Raw genomic sequence first — 21,411 nt, 5'->3', positions numbered from 1 at the left:
ACTAACATTAATTTGGGAAAAATATGAAAGAGATCGTAAGTAAAATCCTGGAGGTGATCATGTGCCTCATTCCTTTCTTCGGAAAGGGAAAACGTGAGAGAGTAGTGAGGGAAGTGCGTTATAATGCTACGCACAAGGAGGTGTGCAACGTGAAAACAACGGAAAGGGCGAAGGAAGATGAGAAAGATTAGTCTGATTGTCATTCATTGTTCCGCCACCCGTGCCGACCGTGATTTTACGGCAAAGGATGTGGATACGGCTCACCGTTTCAGGGGATTCTCGTGCTGGGGGTATCACTATTACGTGCGTAAGTCGGGGCAGATAGAACCGATGCGGGACGAGGATATGGTAGGTGCTCATGCGCGTGGCTACAACTCGATCAGTTTAGGTGTGTGCTTTGAAGGCGGATTGGACGCGAACGGGAAACCGGCAGATACACGCACCCCGCGTCAGAAAGAGGCTTTGCATCGCTTGGTGGGAGAGTTGTTACAGCGTTATCCCGAAGCGAAAGTTGTGGGACACCGGGATCTGAGTCCTGATACGAATTATAACGGAATCGTGGACCCGTGGGAACGGATCAAAGAATGCCCCTGTTTCGAGGTGATTGAAGAATTCTTCAACTAATTGACCACCACAGTAGTGAAATATTCTTTAAATACCTTCGCGGCTTTTTCAAGTTGGTCGGGGGTATTTTCTTTTACGTCTTTCAGCTTGTATTCCTGCTCCATCGCTTCATACTTATGTACGCCTAATGTGTGATAAGGCAGGATTTCCACTCGTTGCACCATCTTGTATTTTCCCAGAGCCTCTCCTAAACGGCGGATATCTTCTTCGAAATCGCTGTAGCCGGGCACTAATACGTAGCGTAACCAGAACGGCTTTTCGTTCTTTTCGAGCCAGGCTGCCGTGCGTAGCGTCTGTTCGTTGCTTCTTCCGGTCAATGCACGATGGCGTGCCGGATTAAACTCCTTGATATCGAGCAAGACAAGATCTGTCAGTTTGAGAAGCTCTTCCACATCTTCGTTCCAGATACCGCCGTTGCTGTCTATGCACACATGAATCCCTTTCTCTTTCAGTTCGCGAACCAGCGGGACGAGAGCTTTGGCTTGAAACGTGGGTTCTCCGCCCGAGAAAGTGACTCCTCCGCGTTTACCGAAGAAAGGACGCTGGCTCATGGCCATACGGATGATTTCTTCCGGTGGGGTGGGAGTGCCGCCTTTGCCGGCTATCGTATCCGGGTTGGCGCAATACAGGCAACGGAAATTGCAACCTTGAAGAAAAACGACGAGCCGTAAGCCCGGCCCGTCAAATGTTCCCATACTTTCGTATGAATGAACTCGTACGAGTTGAAAGTTGAAAGTTGAAAGTTGAAAGTTCATGACTTTGTGATTGAGTTTTTGGTGGTTTTTACGATACTTGCTAATAATTTTATTAGTTCACGGCAATCTTGGTGGATTGATTCAAAAGAGCTGTTAGTAATATAGTCGCTGTCTTTCAGCAGCATGAGCCAATATTCCGTTTCGTTGGCTTCTTTTAAAGAGATATTCATTTTGTTTAAAAAATCAGCTCTGCTTTGGGCATGTTCTGCTTCACGGCATAGGGCTCCTATGGCTGTTCCACTCCGAAGTATTTGTTTTGATAAAACATATTCCTTCTTTTCATGATATAAATATTTGTATAACTTTATAATCCGAAGCGCAAAACTGTACGATTTTCCTCCTACTATAGCCTGCCCCATATCCTAGTCATTCTCAAAACTTTCAACTTTCAACTCTCAACTCTCAACTAAAATCGTTCGTGGAACGAACGATTGATAACCTCCAATTGGTGTTCGCGGCTCAACTTCACGAAGTTTACGGCATAACCGGAAACGCGGATGGTAAGCTGCGGGTATTTTTCCGGATGTTCCATCGCATCATAAAGCATTTCACGGTTCAGAACATTCACGTTCAGGTGGTGAGCGCCTTTGGTGAAGTAACCATCCATCATTGTTACCAGATTTTCGATACGGTCCTCCTCAGTGGCTCCCAATGATTTCGGAACAATGGAGAACGTGTTGCTGATACCGTCTTGAGAGTCGCGGTAACGAAGTTTCGCTACGGAACTCAAAGAAGCGATAGCACCGTTCTTGTCGCGTCCGTGCATCGGGTTGGCTCCCGGAGCGAAAGCGACACCTTTGGCACGTCCGTCGGGAGTGGCGCCGGTCTTCTTGCCATACATCACGTTGGAAGTGATGGTCAGCAGCGAAAGGGTAGGACGGGCATTCTTGTAAACCGGAAGTTTCTTCAATTCTTCACTGAAGAAATATACCAGGTCGACACCCAAGTGGTCTACCTTGTCGTTGTCATTTCCGAAGCAAGGGAACTCACCTTCGATATCGAAACCTTCCGTCAGACCGATGTCGTTGCGGCGTGCGGTTACTTTCGCATATTTGATAGCCGACAGTGAATCGAGCGCGATGGAGAGTCCGGCTACACCGTAAGCGAGGTTGATGCGCGGGTTCGTATCTACAAGCGCCATCTGGGCTTTCTCGTAGTAATACTTGTCGTGCATATAGTGGATGATGTTCATCGCTTCGTTGTAGACGCGGGCGATTTCCGTCAATACCTTTTTATAATTACTCATCACTTCCTCAAAGTTCAGCGTGTCGCTGGTCAGTACAGGGATGTTCTTTACCATTACCGTACCGGTGTTCTCGCAACGTCCGCCGTTGATGGCAAGCAGCAGGGCTTTCGCCAGGTTGCAGCGTGCACCGAAGAACTGGATCTGCTTTCCGATTTCCTGATAAGATACGCAGCAGGCGATTCCGTAGTCGTCCGACTGGCGCACTTCACGCATCAGGTCATCGTTCTCATATTGGATGGAAGAAGTGTCGATAGAAACTTTAGCACAGAATTCTTTGAACCCTTCCGGCAGTTCCGGGCTCCACAGTACAGTCAGGTTCGGTTCCGGTGAAGGACCGAGATTGTACAATGTCTGCAAGAAACGGAAAGAAGTCTTTGTAACCTTCGTGCGTCCGTCGTTGAGACGGCCTCCCAGAGATTCGGTTACCCAAGTCGGGTCGCCGGCAAAGATATCGTTGTAGGATTGCATACGCAGGTGGCGTACCATACGCAGTTTGATGACAAACTGGTCGATCAGCTCCTGTGCGAAAGACTCGGTGATGGTTCCTTTGCTCAATTCATATTCCATGTAGATATCGAGGAAAGAAGAAACATTACCCAATGACATGGCTGCTCCGTCTTGTTCTTTCACGGCAGCCAGATAAGCCATGTACACCCATTGTACGGCTTCCTGTGCGGTATAGGCGGGACGGCTCAAGTCGAGACCGTAGTATTCGCCCAGCACCTTCATATCCTTCAATGCCTTGATCTGTTCCGCTACTTCTTCGCGCAGACGGATGCGGGATTCGGTCATCGGGCCGGTCAGGTTGCGGAGGTCTTCTTTCTTGGCCTCTATCAGTCGGTCGATACCGTAAAGAGCCATACGGCGGTAGTCACCGATGATACGTCCGCGCGCATAGTTGTCGGGCAGTCCGGTGAGGAATCCCAATGAGCGGAACGAACGGATTTCTTCTGTATATACGTCGAATACCCCGTCATTGTGCGTCTTACGGTAATGAGTGAAAATATCTTTTACGCGGTCGTCCACTTCGACACCGTTTTCGTGACACGCCTTGCTTACTACGTTGATACCCCCGAAAGGTTTGATGGCACGCTTCAGCAGTTCGTCTGTCTGCAGACCGACGATCAGCTCGTTTTCCTTGTCGATATATCCCGCTTTGTGGGAAGTGATGGTAGATACGGTAACATTATCCAGTGCGCGGACACCGTTGTTTGCTCTCTCTTCAGCCAATGCTTCGAGGCAGCGGTTCCATACAGCTTTTGTGCGTTCGGTAGGTCCTTCGAGGAAAGATGCATCTCCGTAGTACGGAGTGATGTTATGACTTACGAAATCTCTTACGTTGATTTCGCTGCTCCAAAGACCGTCTTTAAAGATCTTGTTTAATTCCATAATGATATAATTAGAGGTTGTAGTTATCCTTTTCTTTAGAGCGCACAAAGTTACAATCATTTTTCATATAATCAGCATAAATATACTCTGATTTTATGCTGTCCAACATAAAATACCTATAAATTGCTATCTTTTGGAAATAGATGGCTGATTTTTTTAGAGAAACTCTTGCAGATTTGAAATATCTTCGTACCTTTGCACCGCTTTTGACGAAAAGCACTCCTGATAAAGGAGTTTTGGAGAGGTGGCAGAGTGGTCGATTGCGGCGGTCTTGAAAACCGTTGAAGGTAACACTTCCCGGGGTTCGAATCCCTGTCTCTCCGCTGAAAAGCAGCAGGTTAGCTGCTTTTTTATTTTATAGGGAAGCGAATTTCCCCCTTAAGGAGAGGTGCTCGAGTGGTTGAAGAGGCACGCCTGGAAAGCGTGTATACCCCTAAAGGGTATCACGAGTTCGAATCTCGTTCTCTCCGCATGTTCATTATTTTTTTGATTACGAAAACGGCTGTCTTGATTTGTCAGGAGAGTCGTTTTTTTGTGTTGTATAGAGATACTGGGAAAATAAACCTGTCTTTGGCGGGGACTTTAGGTAAATAAATGTTTATCTTCGTATTTAATAGGTAGCAAACCTAAAAAAGATATTGAAGTATGAGACGAATTTTACTGGGACTATGTTTTCTATCTTTCCTCAATAGTGCGTCCGGACAAGAAATTCCCTTGCCGGAGAGTATGCCGCAGGCTCATCCGAGAGTGCTGACTACACCGGAAGGGAAGCAGGAAACGTGGAACTTGATTAAGACCGAAGAATGGGCAAAGGATGTTTTCGATAAGCTGAGAGAGCGTACGGAGAAATATACCGATCTGACGGCCACCCGGCCGGATTGGTTGTTGTCGCGTCTGGCTATGTATTGGAAATCCCATGCTACTGAGGTATATATAAAAGGTGAAACTTTCGACCATGCGGGCGGTGAGAAAGCTCCGTATCCCACCGTGCGCTATACGGGAACACGTGGAACTGCCGCTACTCACGGCCGTCCCCGACTGGCGGATATTGTGCCGTACGATGATGATGATAACGGGAATGTGATATTCTGTAATAATGCGCTTCCCGACCGTCCTATGGAGAGTGTGCATCCGTCTAAAACCGGACGTAACATCGAAAGTCTGAATTGTGAGATATTGGGAATCGCCCGTGATGCTGCTTTCCTCTATTGGATGACGGAGGAGGAGAAATTTGCAAAGTTGGCAGCCGGAGTGTTCGATACTTATATGACGGGTATTTATTACAGAAATGTTCCGGTTGATCTGAATCACGGTCATCAGCAGACACTGGTGGGGCTGACTTCCTTTGAAGTGATCCACGAAGATGCGTTGCATATCGCTGTCCCTCTATACGACTTCCTGTATGATTATCTGAAAGCAAACTACCCGCAGAAGATGGAAATCTACGCCGGAGCATTCAAGAAATGGGCGGACAATATCATAGCGAACGGAGTGCCGCATAATAACTGGGATTTGTTGCAGGCACGGTTTATCATGAATGTGGGGCTGGTGCTGGAAGACAACAAGGCGTATGCCGATGGGAAAGGACGGGAATATTACATAGACTATGTGATGAACCGTTCCGGCATTCGTCAATGGAGCTTGACGCGTCTTGCCGAATATGGTTTTGACTCTAAAACGGGTATCTGGGCGGAATGTCCGGGATATAGCAGTGTGGTGATTAATGATTATGCCAATTTTGTGAATCAGTTTGACAACAACCTGCAATATGATTTGGTGAAGGCGATGCCTGTATTGTCGAAAGCGGTAGCGACAACCCCTCAATATCTGTTTCCCAACCGTATGATTTGCGGTTTCGGAGATACGCATCCGGGGTATCTGAACACTAATTTCTTTGTCCGTATGATACAGAATGCACAGGCAAACGGGAAGAAGGAACAGGAAGACTATTTCACTGCCTTGTTGAAATGCCTGAATCCCGGTGCCGGAAATGAGAAAGCGGAAAAGAAGAATGTGCGGGTGTCTGTCAATTCTTTTTTTGAAGATAAGCCATTGACGCTGAATCCGGAGGTGCAGGCGGGAAAGATAGAAGAATATGTCTCTCCTTTGTTCCATGCACCTAACGTCTCTTGGCTGGTGCAGCGAAATGGTATGGATCCGCGCAGCAGTCTGATGATTTCGCAGAATGGAAGTGAGGGCAACCACATGCACGCCAACGGCATTTCTATGGAACTTTACGGAAAAGGATATGTGCTGGGACCCGATGCGGGTATCGGTCTTTTCCTGTATAGCGGGTTGGATTATGCGGAATATTATTCTCAGTTTCCGAGTCATAATACGGTTTGCGTAGATGGAATATCGAGTTATCCGGTGATGAAAAGCAATCATTCTTTTGAGTTGCTCTCCTGTTTTCCGGCTTCGGCGGAACCGGGTGGGGAGTTTACCTCTGTCACATACAGCAATCTCTATTTCCGCGAACCGGAAAGCAGGGCGGATCAGACGCGTATGATGAGTATCGTCACCACTGCTCCGGAAACGGGGTATTATGTGGATGTGTTCCGCAGCCGGAAAGAAAAAGGAGGGGACAAGATGCATGATTATTTTTATCATAATCTCGGGCAGACGCTCACATTGACCGCTGCCGACGGAACGGATCTGAATCTGCAGCCTACGGAGGAACTGGCGTTTGCCGGTGCGCATCTTTATGCCTATTCTTATTTATATGATAAGAAAGTAGCGGCTACCGGCAAGGATGTGAAAGCGACCTTTACCATTGATATGAAAGATAAGGGAGGCGATGATATATCCATGAATCTCTGGATGAAGGGAGAACCGGACCGTGAAGTCTTTACGGCTCTGTCGCCTATGACCGAAGGGTTGAGCCGTACACCCGGTATGCCTTATAATATAAAGGAGCAACCCACATTGACTTTTGTTGCCCGTCAGCATGGAGAGGCTTGGAACCGTCCTTTTGTCGCTGTTTATGAACCGAGTACACGGAAAGAGCCGTCGGCTATTCAGGCTGTGTCCTACTTTGATGCGGAGGCAACTGCTCTGACGGATTTTGCCGGAATCTGCGTGAAAAGCAAGAATGGGCGTACAGATCATATCTTCTCGCTTTCCGACGCTACGCAGACGGCTACTTATCAAGGGATGAAAGTAAAAGCGGATTATGCGGTAATCAGTAACCGGTATGCGGGAGATAACCGTACGCTGTTTATGGGTAACGGAACGCAACTGATAGCACCGGGAGTCAGTATCCGTACTTCTGTTCCCGCCCATGTTCTGCTCGAACAGAAGCAAGGGAAATGGTATATCTTGTCTTCCGCTTCTTGCACGGTGGTGATCGGCGGCAAGAAGATGAAAGTGGAAGCTGCACCGAAGACAAAAAGATGTATATCCTGTCCATAGATTGATAATATTGTAATGTATTGGCAGACTGCTAAGGAAATATTGCAATAAAAAATAAAAAAAACGTAGGCAAACGTTGTGAATGCCATATTTTTTCTAATTTTGCGGCTTCTTGTCTGATTCGGAAGAAACGGACAAGAAGTCCTTATTTATATAGGGTGGATATTTAGTGGGAAATATTTAGTGGGAAAATAATTATGGTATATGCACTGAGAAATGGTCGCAGAGTGGTCGCTCTGTTGTCATTTCTGTTATTGTGTTGTGGGGTACATGTACACGCACAACGAGTGGCTGTGAAAACGAACACGTTGGGATGGCTGACTGCCAGCCCTAATGTCGAGGCCGAATTTGTTTTGGGTCGTCATATCTCTCTCAATATGGGAGTCGCTGCGAATCCGATCAGTACAGACAATTTTAAAACTACTTTCACACATTTTCAGCCGGAAGTACGTTATTGGTTAAACCGTCCGATGGTGAGCCATTTTCTAGGTGTCACCGCTTTCGCGAACAATTTTAATATGCTGGTTAAAGATGTGCATCACAAAGGCGATGCGCTGGCAGTCGGTTTGACGTACGGTTATGCTTGGGTGCTGAACGATCATTGGAATATTGAGGCGACGGCAGGTATCGGGGTGATGCACTACCGCCAGTTTAAGTACGACAAGGGTGCTCCGAAACCGGATGCGGCGAATGACAGTAAGACAACGCTGGCACCGGTGAAGCTGGGAGTGTCTTTTGTGTATATTATCCGGTAACGGAACGAACATTTATAGTTAGAAAAGAGAATGAAAATCAATTGTAAACGTGATAGATTAATCGGAATCCTCCTGGCAGCCATGCTGCTACTCGGTACGGATGCGTACGCCCAACGTATGCGTGTGCAAGGACACGTCACCAACCAACAGGGAAAAAGCATTCCGAACGTGAATATTATAGATCCTGTAACGAATGAACGCATTGAAATCTCCGATGAGGACGGACGCTACAGTGTGCTGGCGGAACGGCACGGATCGTTGAAATATACCTGTGTCGGGTATGAAGACAAGACGGTCAAGGTGGGCGGAAAGCAGATTATCAACGTGGTGCTCAAAGATGCGGTCATTGAACTTGACGAGGTGACTGTGATTTCAAAAGTGAAGGATAAAGTGGTGCCCGAGCCTACGGACATTGAGATAAAAGGCAATTACTTCCATCTGAAAACCCGTGTGCCGGTGCCTAAGGAGATGTTCACTTCCAACCGCCGTCTGGTATTGCAACCTTCTATCTATGATGTGACACAGAAGAAGCGTTTGCTGTTACGTCCCGTGGTGTTCGACGGAGGTACGTATAATACTACCCAGCGGCGTATGTATGATTATAATATCGAACAGGACCCGCTGCACGAATACATACAGGTGAAGACTACTTCCTCGCGGAACGGGGATATTATCGCCTATCATGATTCTATCTATATAGAGTATCTGCAACATGATTATCGTGCGGATGTGCATCTTGCGATGGAGAATTACCGTGCTATTATCTATCGGGATTCTTTCTCTATCGCACGCGGTACTGTCAATCCGTTGCGTTTCCTGGAATATAAATTCTCCGCTTTCAATCTGACGGATGAGAAATATCTCCCCAAACCTGTGATGCAATTGAGGGATACCAAAGGAGAAGTCAACTTGACTTTCGTTGTGGGAAAAGCTGATCTGGATGATAAGAATCCACAGAATCAGGTGGAACTGAATCGCTTGAATCAAGAGTTGCACGCTATCGAGATGAATCCGGAGGCTTCATTGAAAAGTTTCCATATTACGGGTGTCGCTTCGCCGGACGGTTCGTATGAATCGAATCTGCGACTGGCTAAGTTGCGTACGGACAAGGCACTGGACCGTATCTTGTCGCAACTCGACCCGGAGACCCGCAAACTTCTGGAGGTGAAATCGGACGCGTCGGTCGCTTCGTGGAAAGAAGTGGCGGAGTTGCTGCGGAAAGATTCCAGACAGGATACGGCCGACGAGATCACGGAATTGATTAAGCGATACGGAGAAAAGAATTACCAGTTGAATCGCGCTCTGAAATCGAAACCTTTTTATAAGGAGGTTGCTGCTGTGTATCTGCCTAAGTTGAGAAAAGTGCAGTACACTTACGGATATTCTATTTTCCGTTCTTTGACGGATGAGGAAATTATGCAGCTCTATAAGAAAGATCCGAAGGAGCTGACACGTTTTGAATATTACCGGATGATTGCAACGGCTAAAACGCCGGATGAAAAAGAGAGGTATTGTAAAGAAGCTCTTGAATTGTACGATAACTTTACGTATGCGGCGAATGAGCTGGCTGTGTTGAATATTCAGAAAGATACGCCGGACTCCAAGATTCTTGAACCGTTCGTCAGCAAGTCAGCTCCGGTGGAATTGCTTTCCAATCAAGCGATTGCCCTGTTGCATGAAGGTAAATATACGAAGGCTGATTCTGTGTTGACACTGCTTCCTGAGGGAGTTGTTGCCGATGATTTGCAGGCGATCGTTCAGGCGATGGCAGGCTATTACGACGATGCGTTTGAGAAAGTGGCGGCTACCAGTCCTTTCAATGAAGTGATCATGTTGCTGGCGATGAAGAAGAATAAGGAAGCATGGGAGAAGGCTTCGCAGCTGAATACGGGCTCGGCTCGCGAGTATTATGTGAAGGCTATCGCTGCCAACCGTATGGAAAAGGTGGGTGAAGCACTTACGTATATTGAGAAAGCTTTGGAACTGGATCCTTCCTTGCTGGAGACCGCGAGAGTGGACGGCGACATTATCGACCTGTTGCCCGAAGAGCAGAAAATAAAGAATGATAATACAACGAAAGAGTAAATGATGGATATCCTCAGAATCAAAAATAAATATGCGGCAGTGGCATTGTTCTTGATGTTGTCTGTTGCTTTGCAGGCACAGGATTATGGTGCATTGAAATATATGTTGCAGAAAAGACCTGCCAATGAGAGGTTTGAAAGTAATAAATTCAATGAACACCTCTTTTTCTCTGCCGGGCTGGGACCTTACGGTTTGCTGACGAGCGGAGGACAGGATGGCATGGGAATGACAGCCAATGCTTTTATAGGCAAATGGTTCACTCCTGTTCACGGCGCGCGTCTGGGAGCGACTTTGGGCTATTTGCCGTCGGAAGTATATAACAGTAAGATAAAAATGGTAGGAGGCAGCTTCGACTACCTGCTGAATATATCTTCTCTTACATTCGGATACAACGAACAGCGCAGGTTCGAACTTTTGGGTATAGCGGGAGTTGAAGCCGGCTATTCCAGGGCCAATGACAATTCGGCCGGTGATAATCCGGCTGTGAAGAATGGACATGAGTTCTATTATGGTGTCCGTATGGGATTGCAGGGGAATGTCCGTCTTTCACGGACACTCGATTTATTTGTCGAACCCCGAATCGGATGGTATAACGATGGATTGGGGCATACGGAAAGTTGGAGAAACTATAAAATGGGAGGATCGGTCTTGGTGGGTCTGACCTATATGCCTGCTGCGGCGATGGGCAGGAAGATTCATTTTGACAACTTCGATAACAGCTCATTCCTCAATCATATGTTTGTCTCGTTGTCCGGTGGAATCAGTACGCTGAAAATGCCGGGGATAAAGAATACACTCAAAGGATTCGGACCGCAGTTCTCTGCCGGAATCGGTAAATGGTTCAGTCCGTCGTCGGGAGTACGCTTGTCCGGAACCGTTGGCTACAGCGATACGCCTGCCGGTAGTGCGAGCAGCTATTTCAAGCATGTAGACCTGCATGCCGATTATTTGCTCAATATCAATAATATACTTTGGGGATATGATGAACAGAGGCTTTTCACTTTGATCGGTATAGCCGGTGTCAATCTGTCCGGGACAAAAGGAGTGGCGCAGACAGCCAAGTATGCACCGGGATTGGGTATCGGGCTTCAAGGAAGTTTCCGGTTGAACCGTTCCGTAGATTTGTTTGTGGAACCCCGCCTTAATGTTTATCAGAAGAGATATGCCGGTGGATGTGGTTTCGGTAGTACAGACCAGCTCGGAGAACTGAACTTCGGTGTGACGTATCACGCAATAGACCGTGCAGCCCGTCCTCAGAATGGATTCTCAAGCAATCATATTGCCGACAATCTATTCATGACGTCAGGTATCGGGGCACAGTTATTCCTGAATAAGACTAATCTGAAACATCTCGCTGCATGGGGACCGCAACTTTCCGCTTCTATCGGAAAATGGTTTACTCCGTATTCCGGTCTGCGACTGGTAGGGACGGGAGGTTTCTTCTCCAATTATTTGCTTCCGACAGATATGGAGGCGGAGAGACTCAGACATATCACCGTAACCGGAGGATTGGATTATTTATGGAATATCACTTCTACTATGAGCGGATATGATCCGGAACGTATTTTTGAACTGATCGGTTCGGTAGGATTTAATCTGGCTTATACGTCGAATTCAGAGCATAAGTTCCAGCCGGGACTCAATGCGGGGGTACAGGGAGTATGGCACATCAATGATTTCTTCGGTTTGTATCTCGAACCGCAAATCCGCCTGTATCGTGATAAGTTTATCGAAGGAAATCTGGGCTTCATGCAGAAGGATGTGATGGTGGGGATCAATGCCGGTTTCCATTATCGTTTTGTTCCTTATTCCAAAGCGGCCAATCGCAGTGTGTTTGAGAAAGATGACAAACGGTATTTTATATCGGGAGCATTGGGCGTAAGCAGTCTGCTGGTTGCCAATCGGGATTTGGTAAAGAATATGGGTGTGGAAGCTAAGGGTAGTATCGGAAAATGGTATACTCCGCTTTCTGCATGGCGTGTGAACGGAACAATCATGTATAAGGCGAAAACACCGGATAAGTTGAATCTTCATTATGCGGGGTTAGGAATGGATTATATGATGAGTCTCGCTACTTTGGCGAAGGGATATAGCCGGGATCACGTGATAGATGTTGTTCCTTTTGTCGGAGTGACAGCCGGATTGGTACGTCGTAGAGGTGAGTTTAAAGCTGTTCCGGGTATTGACGCCGGTGCGCAAGTCAAACTGAAACTGGGCTCTTCCCTCGACTTCTATGTGGAACCCAAAGTGGGCATTCGCACGGACACGTATGATGGTATGGATCAGGGAAGACCCGACCGCGTTGCTTCTATGGTGGGAGGATTGATTTACAAGTTTAAAATGCCTAGCTTTAAATAAAGTTAGCATTCTACTTACAAAAATACAGCTGTATATTCGATAAAAACAAATTCAAGAGTGAAAGTTTTGTCGCTCTTTACTTGATTTTGTCTGCTAACTGTTATCTTTGTTTCAAAATAATAGTGGAGTAGGATAAGGGGATTTCATTTTTCGTTCGTACTAATAATAGTACTACAAAAAAGAAAACTATGAAGATTCGAATATGCATATTGATTATTATATGGGGGATATTATATCCGGAGTACCTGAACTCGCAGGAATCCCCTTACGTATTCCGGCAAATCGGAGTTGTCGAAGGATTGCCGGATAACTATGTCAAGAGTGTTTTTCCTATTCCCGACGGACGTATCGGGGTGAGAAGCACTGTGTTGCTAAGCCTGTATGACGGTGCGAACTATTCAAATTTCCCTTTCAATATTCATGGTGAATATCCGATAGTATATAACCACATCATTCCGGAACAATATATTGATACCGATAAACGTTTGTGGATGAAAGAACGTAAAAGCCTGCGCGTTTTTGATTTGACTACCGAACAGTATATCTATAATGTAGATTCGCTGTTTCTTCAGTTCGGGTTGAAAGATAGGGTGGAGGATCTGATTATTGATTCCGAGAAGCGTTATTGGTTTCTCACGCCGGGATCTTCCGTCTATACGTATGATACGGAGACGAAATCGGCAGAACTGGTTTGCAGGAATGATGAGTTTATGGAATATTATGGCGGACTGTTGGGAATAGAAAGTCACGGCAACTATAGTTGGATGGTACATCAGAAAGGGGCTATCCGCTGCTATGACTGGGAGAAGAAACGTTTTATTCAGGAACTCGATTTCTTGAAAGGCCAGCTGAAACCGGATGACCGTGTTGTCTTACGGATACTCGATAACGGTGACTTCTGGCTGATGTGGGATCGGGGGATAGGTTACTATGATGTCTATAATAAAAAATGGAACCCGATTTCAAGTATCCGGTTGGGACATTATTCATGGTTCACCTCAATGGATGTGGATAAAGGTGGAAATGCGTGGGTAGGAACCGTTATCGATGGATTTTATGTAATTGATATGCATAATTTCTCCGTAACTCAAACACTGGATATACCTTTGTTGTCGGGCAACAGAGTGAGAAATGCAGTTCAGAGCATTTATTGCGATCATGAGAATAATTCCGTCTGGATGGGGCTTTACAATCAGGGAATCTGTTATTACCATCCCAGCATGAACAAGATAATGCTGTGTAATAAGAAAATGATTCGCGGAGATTGGAAAGGAGAGGAGATCCGTTGTATGTTGGAGACTTCGAAAGGCGAGATTCTTATGGGAACCACTTCGGGACTGTATCGTTACGAACCGGCAACACGGAGCTTGAACAGGCTGCATGATGAATTCAATCAAAAGAATTGCCGTGTCCTCTACGAAGACAAAGAAAACCGTATTTGGGTGGGGACCTATCATGACGGATTATATTGTATAGAACACGGGAAAGTAAGATCTTATGACTATCCGGACACGGATTATCAGAATGAGTTGGATTTCAGTAATATACGTGTTATGGTCGAGGATCCTTCCGGACGGTTGTGGGTGAGTATATACGGAGGTGTAGGCTTGTTCAATCCGGAGAATGGACAGATAAAACTATTATCCGAACAGTTTCCCGAGTTGAAGAAATATAAAGTAGCCAATGCGTTGGCTATTGACGACCGGTCTCGATTGGTAGTGGGTAGCGATAATGGCTTGTATATCTATGATCCTGCAAAAAATACAATCTGGATATCCGAACAGGATGGACAAGCCAATTCAATCTTTAATCAAGGAAGTATGAAGTATAACCAGATATTGAAAGATCATGAAGGTACTTTATGGTTTGCTACCCAATACGGTTTGAATGTCCTTACCCATCATGGGCAAAGTTATACATTGGGGAAAGAAGAAGGGTTGTCACAAGCTATCCTGAATGTGGTGGAAGATAAAAATCATGATATATGGATATCGACAGTCACTTCTATCTATAAGATAAAGGTAGACCGTAAGACAGATAAATACAGTTTTCACGTTGTCAGTTATTTGTCCGAAGATGAGATCCGGCAGGATGATTTATATAGCTTTCCTTCCCTGATAACCCGTGACAATCAACTCTTCTTAGGCTTGATGAATGGATTTATTGTCTTTTCTCCTGAGAATATGGTTGATAACCAATGCCTCAATCGGCCTTTATTCACTTCATTCCGCCTGTTCAATGTTCCGGTAGTGTCGGGAGAGGAATATAATGGTCGCATATTGTTTGACAAAGCATTGAGTTATTCGGATGCAGTGCAATTGGAATATGATGAGAATTATGTAACACTTGAATTTTCGGGACTAAACTTCTCTAATCCTTCTCAGACTTCTTTTCGTTATCAGTTGGAAGGTTTTGATAAAGAATGGATTGAAACATCGTTTGAGAATGGACAGGGACGTGTTGTGTATAATAATCTTCCGTCAGGTGAATATGTTTTCCGTGTGTCCGCAGCCGGAAACGACCGGGTATGGGGACCGGAGTCTGAATTCAGAATTGTGATTTATCCTCCGTTTTGGGATACATTGGCTGCCCGCATCCTCTATGCCGTTTTGGGTATTTTGTTGGTCTTCGGTCTTATTTATGTGATTAACCGCCGTAATCGGCAGAAGATGATCCGTATGCAAGAAGAGGAAGCTTTGAGGCAGAAAGAAGAGTTGGACCAGATGAAATTCCGTTTCTTTACCAATATCAGTCATGAGCTGCGTACTCCGCTGACACTGATTATCACTCCGTTGGATATGATGATACGCCGTTTGACGGATGAGACGATGAAAAAACAACTGAATACAATTTATAAGAATGCTCAAAACCTTTTGTCATTGGTAAATCAATTACTGGATTTTCGTAAACTTGAAATGAAGGGTGAGAGATTGCATTTGATGAATGGCGATATGGAGGAGTTTATTGTTTCTGCCTACAATAATTTTATGCCGATGGCTGTAGAGAAGCATCTTAACTTTGTAAACCAGTCGGAACACAGAGCGCTTTATATGTTTTTCGATCGGGATAAAGTACATAAAATTGTAAATAATCTCTTGTCCAATGCCTTTAAGTACACTCCGGAGGGAGGAACCGTGAACTTATTACTTGCGACGGAGGAAGTGGAAGGGAGAAACTATGTGAGAATATCGGTATCCGACACAGGAATCGGAATATCCGAGTCCGATCTTCCCTACATCTTTGACCGTTTCTATCAGGTTGGCAATGAAGGGGATGAAAAGATAGGCAGTGGTATCGGACTCCATCTGGTCAGGGAATATGTGAATATTCACGGTGGACGTATAAAGGTTGACAGTCAGATGGATCGCGGGTCGGTCTTCACCGTTTGGTTACCTATGGATTTGACACCTGAACCGGATGAACTGCCGGATGAAATAGCTGAAATGGAATCGACGGGTATGAAAGAAAAGGAAACCGTTGTGCCTGCGTCAGATGAAAATATGAAGAAATTGTTGTTGGTAGAAGATAATCAGGAATTCCGTACTTTCCTGAAAGAGCAGTTGGAGGATTTTTATCGGATAGTGGAAGCGGCGGATGGTGAAGAAGGGGAAAGAAAGGCGATTGAAGAAAATCCCGATCTCATTATCAGTGATATCATGATGCCGAAAGTGGATGGTATCGAACTTTGCCGTCGTATCAAAACGAATGTGCAGACTTCTCATATTCCTGTGATATTGCTGACTGCCCGTACGGCTGACGATATCAAGATAAACAGCTACGAAGTAGGAGCCGACTCTTATATGTCGAAACCTTTCAACTTTGATATGCTTATGGTACGCATTGAGAAGTTGATAGAACAGCAGGAAAGGAGGAAACAGGAATTCCGTAAGAATATAGAAGTAAATCCGAGCGCTATCACAATTACTTCCGTAGACGAGCAATTGATACAGAAATGCTTGGAATACATAGAAAAAAATATGGATAACCCGGAATATGGTGTAGAGGAGTTGAGTGGCGATTTGGGGATGGTACGCATGAGTCTTTACCGTAAGCTGCAATCCATAACCGGACATACCCCGACGGACTTTATCCGCAGTATCCGTTTGAAACGGGCAGCGCAATTATTGCAAGGAAGCCGATTGCCGATCATCGAAATAGCGAATCGGGTAGGATTCAGCTCTTCCAGTTATTTTTCGAAGTGTTTTAAAGAAATGTTTGGGATGTTGCCTAAGCAATATGCAGAAGAGTCTGGAAAAAAAGAATGACATTATAGTTACGTTTATTAGTTTAATTATTACATTTGTGCCAATTTATAATAAATAGCGATATGAAAGTATTAGTTTTAATTTCATTGGTAGGAGGTTTGTTGTTGTCCTCTTGCGGAGGTAGTTCAAAAAATAGTGCGAACGGTCAGGAAGTGAATCCGGCAGATACCATCTATCTGGGTGATTTGCGTGAAAAGTTTGCAGGGGACAGTCTTTTCTTTAAAGTAGTGGCTCCGGACCTGATGTTGATGGATTACCAGTATTTTTGGCCGGCAACGGAATCGGATGCAATAGAGAAAGGGCTGACAAAAGAATATTATAAGCGTGTCAAGAAAGAAATCACCGAAACAAATGAGGCCATTAAAAAAGGTGTCATGAAAGGTGCGGATGTGAAACGTATTCCGGATTTTCAGGCTGCGCAGTAAAGCAAATACCAGAGATAATCTGCATCTGTGGCGAATCATGCCACAGACTTATGCAAAGTACAGAACAGGGGAGCCGCCAAATGTAACGGCTTCCCTTTTTTTGTTACTATGAAACCTGCATTTATGCCGATGGAATGGGGATATTTTGCAAAAAAACATGCTTGTTACCATAGTTTTGTTTTCTGTTACTTTTGTGTTATTTGTTTTTTAAACTTGTTCTTACTTTTGTAACATCGTTAAACGGATAAATTTAATGCCATGAGTAAACAACAAGCTACATTTGACGACTTCTTTTCAGAATGCTACCTGAAATATCGGGAGTATATCAAAAACTATATCGCTCTTCGTATTTGCCGTCCGTATGAAGCGGAAGATTTGGCACAGGATGTTTTTGTCCGCTTGTGGGAATACAGAACGTTCGTAAACCCCGACACTGTCTGGTCTTTGCTTTTTACGATTGCCCGTAATATTGTGACTGATCAGATACGCCGTTATTATAAGCAGGAAGATTTTGTTGCTTATATATATAATAAGGTGAACGACTCTGATAGAAACACGACGGAAGATGTAATCTGTTATCGCGAATTGAAAGAAAAACATGAGGAGGTGGTGAAAAGTCTTCCTGCCAAGCGCCGCCGGATTTACGAGTTAAGCTTCAATCATGAACTATCTTGCCCTGCTATTGCAGGAAAATTGTCTTTGTCTCCTCGTACGGTAGAGTGTCAGTTATTGTTGGCGCGTAAGACTGTACGTGGTTGTTTGCGGAATGAATTTTCCCAAGTCGGTTAAATACCGTCTCGGAATAAAGCATATTAACTTTAATAATTTAATAGTATTATGGAAATTAAATCCAAATTCTTATGTAGTAGAGGAGTTGCATTGGCTTTTGCCATGTTGCTGGGTGGTTCACCCGGTGTATTGCTCTATGCGAATGATTCTGTAGAAGAGAGTTTGATTGTAGCCCAGACAGGACGTACTATCAAAGGACTTGTCACAGATGTGAATGGCGAACCGCTGATTGGTTGTAACGTAGTGGTTGTAGGAAGTAATGCAGGAGTAATTACCGACATCGACGGTCGGTTTACATTGAACGTGCCTGCGGATGCTAAGCAAATAAAGATTAGTTATATCGGTTATGTAGACCAGATTATCAATTTGAATAATCATTCAGATTTTACAATCAAACTGAAGGAAGACAATAATGCATTGGATGAAGTAGTTGTTGTTGGTTACGGTACACAAAAGAAAGCTACTTTGACGGGTGCGGTAGAATCGGTGAGCAGTAAAACATTGCAGAGTCGTGCAATTACTAATGTCGGCGCAGCTCTGCAGGGAGCTACTCCGGGTCTGGTCGTTACTCGTTCATCTACACGTCCGGGTAATGAAGGCCTGAATTTTCAGATTCGTGGTGCGACGTCTATCAACGGAGGTAGCCCGCTGATTGTTATTGACGGTGTGCCTGCATTGAACTCAGTTTCCTTCCAAAACCTGAATATGGATGATATCGAAAATATAAGCGTTTTGAAGGACGGTGCAGCCTCTATCTATGGAGCAAAAGCTGCTAATGGTGTTATATTGGTGACAACCAAAAAGGGTAAAGGCAAGGCTACGGTGGATTATAACTTCAATATGCGTTTTACTACCAACGGTATTATGTCTTATTCTCCTTCTATGCAGGAATATGCTACTATGTGGATAGAAGCTAATAAGGAAATGGAAACCAAAGACTGGTGGAATTGGGGTGAAGAAACTTTACGGAAGATGCAGACTGGATATGAAGGCATCTATCATACTGTTGATGCGGGATGGGGTGATCTTTTTATAGGCAATGCCAATCGTTTGGATGAGCTGTTTGCACGTCGTTATTCTTATCAGCATAACTTAAGTGTGTCAGGTTCTACTGAAAAAACGGACTACCGTATTTCTTTGGCGTATGCGGATAATCAGGCCAACTTGGCGGTTGCTTATGATGGACAGACACAACTTAACTTACGTCTGAATTATGGAATTAAACTGACAGACTGGTTTAAATTAGAAACCTCAGCCAGCATGATAAAGACAGATACGAGTACTCCCTCTACGGGAATTGATGCTAATATGTATGCTTTTGACCCTCCTTTCTTCCCGGCTAAGAATCCCTATGGACAGTGGTATTCTATTTTTGGAACCAGAGGAGAACGTCAACCGGTAGCTGCTATTTCGGATGGTGGACGTGATGACAGAACGAATCTGACTACTCGTGTAGACTTAAAAGCTACAATTGATATCTGGAAAGGAATCAGTTTTGAAGGTATGGCTTCTTTCCAAAATGAGGAATACCGTCGCGACCGCTATGTTATTCCGGTACAAGTATATGACTGGTTCGGCAATCCGGTACGAACCATCGTGAGTACTCAGCAGACGTTGGATAATTCAGCCGGTGTTTTTCCTCTAAAAGATACGAATAATCCTGCCTATTTGATGGAAGCTAATAACCAGCTTTATCAATATTATTCCGGCTTGCTGAAATATAACCGTACTTTTGCTGATGTACACAATGTATCGGCGACTTTAGGTATTAATGCAGAAAAATGGACATCGAAAAAACTTTCGGCTGCTCGTGAAACGATGGAAGATTCAGGTGTGTATGATCTCGAATTGGCAGGTGGAAAAAGAAACAGTAGTGGAGGGAAAACACAGACCGGTACTTATTCTTATCTTATGAGATTGAATTATAACTATGCAGAGAAGTATTTGGTGGAATTTTTGGGACGTCGTGATGGTGATTCTAAATTCGCTCCGGGATATAAGTTCCGTAATTTCTTTTCCGGTTCTTTGGGATGGGTATTTACGGCTGAAGAATTTATGAATTTTATCACTCCGGTGGTTAGCTTTGGTAAGGTTCGTTTAAGCTATGGTAACTCCGGTAATAATGGAGGTTTGGGTGACTTCTCTTATTTGTCTTTGATTAGTCAGGGTAATACAGCTTTCGGTACTAATGTCTCTCAACAGATATCTTCCGGTTTTGCTAATGGCGGATTGATTAGTTTTGATACGACATGGGAACGGGTGGAACAAAAGAATATAGGTGTCGATTTAAATTTTCTGGATAATCGTTTGACTGCCTCTTTCGACTACTTTATTAAAGATAATATCGGAATGCTTTCTAATGTTACTTATCCCGGAGTGTTGGGAGGAACAGCTCCTAAGACCAACAGTGGTCATCTGAACGTAAAAGGATGGGAAATTACCGTTGGCTGGCGTGATCAAGTGAAGGATTTTTCTTACTATGCAAACTTCAATATCGGAAATAACAAGAGTTTGTTGAAGAATGTAGAAGGTGCTGATACATATACAGCAGGCACGAATAATGTGAACGGCTATCCGTTGGGAGCTTTCTTTCTTTATCGTACTGATGGTTTTTTCAAAGATCAGGAAGAAGTTGATCGCTACTATGCGTTGTATGGTGGTAAAGGTGATTTGCTGAACGTTGGAAAGAACAGCGACAGAGAATTGCGTCCGGGAGATGTGAAGCGTATTGACCTGAATGGCGACTATAAGATCAGTGCTGACGGAAGTACGAACAGTGATTTACAGTATGTTGGCGACTCTGCTCCTCATTTTGTATTCGGATTGAATCTTGGAGGTTCATGGAAAGGGATTGACGTCAGTGCCATGTTCCAGGGAGTGGGGAAACAGTTTATCTTACGTAAAGACTATATGGCTTATCCGTTCCGTATGCGTACCACCAACCAAAATCCTACTTATATTGGTAAGACATGGACAAAAGAGAATCCGAATGCTGAGTTTCCTCGTTTGACCACTAACTCTACGCTGGCTCAATGGAATTATGAGAACAACGATTATATGCTTCAGAACAGTCGCTATATTCGTTTGAAAACATTGGTTGTCGGTTATACATTACCGCAGATATGGACACGCAAGGTAAAATTGGAAAAAGTACGTTTATATTTCTCTGGCAACGACTTGTGGGAAGCAAGTAGTATTCGTGACGGCTTCGACCCTGAAATGGGAGCTGCTTCCAATACCGGAGGGTATCCGTTTGCCCGTACTTGGTCGTTCGGATTGAATGTTACCTTATAATATGTATGAACCAAT

At 44.6% G+C, this 21,411-nt stretch carries 13 protein-coding genes and 2 tRNA genes; 12 read left to right on the top strand and 3 right to left on the bottom strand.

All coding sequences use genetic code 11. The features are described 5' to 3' along the window. Positions 1-23 precede the first annotated feature (23 nt). Both ACNOGP_RS18480 and ACNOGP_RS18475 read left to right on the top strand, forming a co-directional pair. On the top strand, positions 24-191 hold the full coding sequence (locus tag ACNOGP_RS18480; protein ID WP_007754099.1) for a hypothetical protein: 168 nt from the start codon (positions 24-26) through the stop codon (positions 189-191). Next, positions 178-624 carry an N-acetylmuramoyl-L-alanine amidase gene (locus tag ACNOGP_RS18475; protein WP_272721204.1) on the top strand — a complete coding sequence of 149 codons (447 nt, stop codon included), beginning with the start codon at positions 178-180 and terminating at the stop codon, positions 622-624. Before ACNOGP_RS18480 ends, ACNOGP_RS18475 begins: the two co-directional genes overlap by 14 nt. On the opposite strand, the gene pflA is transcribed toward ACNOGP_RS18475, so the two are convergent. The 3 genes from pflA to pflB are packed head-to-tail and all read right to left on the bottom strand — an operon-like array spanning position 621 to position 4,014. Then, on the bottom strand, positions 621-1,379 hold the full coding sequence (gene pflA / locus ACNOGP_RS18470) for a pyruvate formate-lyase-activating protein (protein WP_418213459.1): 759 nt from the start codon (positions 1,377-1,379) through the stop codon (positions 621-623). The genes ACNOGP_RS18475 and pflA overlap by 4 nt on opposite strands. Continuing rightward, positions 1,376-1,738, bottom strand: coding sequence for a four helix bundle protein (locus ACNOGP_RS18465; RefSeq protein WP_007759001.1), 363 nt, complete (start codon positions 1,736-1,738; stop codon positions 1,376-1,378). Before ACNOGP_RS18465 ends, pflA begins: the two co-directional genes overlap by 4 nt. 47 nt (positions 1,739-1,785) lie before the next feature. Beyond that, positions 1,786-4,014, bottom strand: coding sequence for a formate C-acetyltransferase (gene pflB / locus ACNOGP_RS18460; RefSeq protein ID WP_007759003.1), 2,229 nt, complete (start codon positions 4,012-4,014; stop codon positions 1,786-1,788). Positions 4,015-4,252: 238 nt separating this feature from the next. Here pflB and ACNOGP_RS18455 point away from each other — a divergent pair. The 10 genes from ACNOGP_RS18455 (at position 4,253) to ACNOGP_RS18410 (ending at position 21,396) form a co-directional block, all read left to right on the top strand. Further along, a tRNA-Ser gene (locus tag ACNOGP_RS18455) sits at positions 4,253-4,337 on the top strand. A gap of 59 nt (positions 4,338-4,396) precedes the next feature. Further along, positions 4,397-4,484 (top strand) — tRNA-Ser (locus ACNOGP_RS18450). 175 nt (positions 4,485-4,659) lie between these two features. Then, positions 4,660-7,425 carry a heparinase II/III domain-containing protein gene (locus tag ACNOGP_RS18445; protein WP_418213458.1) on the top strand — a complete coding sequence of 922 codons (2,766 nt, stop codon included), beginning with the start codon at positions 4,660-4,662 and terminating at the stop codon, positions 7,423-7,425. A gap of 197 nt (positions 7,426-7,622) precedes the next feature. Then, entirely contained in the window at positions 7,623-8,180 is a 558-nt protein-coding gene (locus tag ACNOGP_RS18440) for a DUF3575 domain-containing protein (protein WP_007759007.1), read from the top strand. A gap of 30 nt (positions 8,181-8,210) precedes the next feature. Next, positions 8,211-10,265: a tetratricopeptide repeat protein gene (locus ACNOGP_RS18435; RefSeq protein WP_195630171.1), complete on the top strand. Its 2,055-nt coding sequence runs from the start codon at positions 8,211-8,213 to the stop codon at positions 10,263-10,265. 3 nt (positions 10,266-10,268) lie between these two features. After that, positions 10,269-12,623: a hypothetical protein gene (locus ACNOGP_RS18430; RefSeq protein WP_418214777.1), complete on the top strand. Its 2,355-nt coding sequence runs from the start codon at positions 10,269-10,271 to the stop codon at positions 12,621-12,623. A gap of 188 nt (positions 12,624-12,811) precedes the next feature. Next, the gene (locus tag ACNOGP_RS18425) at positions 12,812-16,888 is read left to right on the top strand and encodes an ATP-binding protein (protein WP_418213457.1); all 4,077 of its coding nucleotides are present in this window, start codon (positions 12,812-12,814) and stop codon (positions 16,886-16,888) included. Positions 16,889-16,950: 62 nt separating this feature from the next. Next, a complete protein-coding gene (locus ACNOGP_RS18420; protein ID WP_143868226.1) occupies positions 16,951-17,313 on the top strand; it encodes a hypothetical protein in 363 nt (120 codons plus the stop codon). 258 nt (positions 17,314-17,571) lie between these two features. Continuing rightward, a complete protein-coding gene (locus ACNOGP_RS18415) occupies positions 17,572-18,102 on the top strand; it encodes a sigma-70 family RNA polymerase sigma factor (protein ID WP_272721200.1) in 531 nt (176 codons plus the stop codon). A 48-nt stretch (positions 18,103-18,150) separates the two neighbouring features. Further along, entirely contained in the window at positions 18,151-21,396 is a 3,246-nt protein-coding gene (locus ACNOGP_RS18410) for a SusC/RagA family TonB-linked outer membrane protein (protein WP_418213456.1), read from the top strand. Positions 21,397-21,411 lie beyond the last annotated feature (15 nt).

It is taken from the genome of Bacteroides difficilis (genome assembly GCF_048319815.1).
GTDB lineage: Bacteria > Bacteroidota > Bacteroidia > Bacteroidales > Bacteroidaceae > Bacteroides > Bacteroides zhangwenhongii.
Note: the sequence above shows the minus strand (reverse complement) of the source record. Positions and strands in the feature narration are given on the sequence as shown.

Excerpts from the sequence above, each read along its gene's own strand:
- ACNOGP_RS18480 (WP_007754099.1), top strand. The coding sequence starts at position 24 with ATGAAAGAGATCGTAAGTAAAATCCTGGAGGTGATCATGTGCCTCATT.
- ACNOGP_RS18475 (WP_272721204.1), top strand. The coding sequence starts at position 178 with ATGAGAAAGATTAGTCTGATTGTCATTCATTGTTCCGCCACCCGTGCC.
- pflA (WP_418213459.1), bottom strand. The coding sequence starts at position 1,379 with ATGAACTTTCAACTTTCAACTTTCAACTTTCAACTCGTACGAGTTCAT.
- ACNOGP_RS18465 (WP_007759001.1), bottom strand. The coding sequence starts at position 1,738 with ATGGGGCAGGCTATAGTAGGAGGAAAATCGTACAGTTTTGCGCTTCGG.
- pflB (WP_007759003.1), bottom strand. The coding sequence starts at position 4,014 with ATGGAATTAAACAAGATCTTTAAAGACGGTCTTTGGAGCAGCGAAATC.
- ACNOGP_RS18445 (WP_418213458.1), top strand. The coding sequence starts at position 4,660 with ATGAGACGAATTTTACTGGGACTATGTTTTCTATCTTTCCTCAATAGT.
- ACNOGP_RS18440 (WP_007759007.1), top strand. The coding sequence starts at position 7,623 with ATGGTATATGCACTGAGAAATGGTCGCAGAGTGGTCGCTCTGTTGTCA.
- ACNOGP_RS18435 (WP_195630171.1), top strand. The coding sequence starts at position 8,211 with ATGAAAATCAATTGTAAACGTGATAGATTAATCGGAATCCTCCTGGCA.
- ACNOGP_RS18430 (WP_418214777.1), top strand. The coding sequence starts at position 10,269 with ATGGATATCCTCAGAATCAAAAATAAATATGCGGCAGTGGCATTGTTC.
- ACNOGP_RS18425 (WP_418213457.1), top strand. The coding sequence starts at position 12,812 with ATGAAGATTCGAATATGCATATTGATTATTATATGGGGGATATTATAT.
- ACNOGP_RS18420 (WP_143868226.1), top strand. The coding sequence starts at position 16,951 with ATGAAAGTATTAGTTTTAATTTCATTGGTAGGAGGTTTGTTGTTGTCC.
- ACNOGP_RS18415 (WP_272721200.1), top strand. The coding sequence starts at position 17,572 with ATGAGTAAACAACAAGCTACATTTGACGACTTCTTTTCAGAATGCTAC.
- ACNOGP_RS18410 (WP_418213456.1), top strand. The coding sequence starts at position 18,151 with ATGGAAATTAAATCCAAATTCTTATGTAGTAGAGGAGTTGCATTGGCT.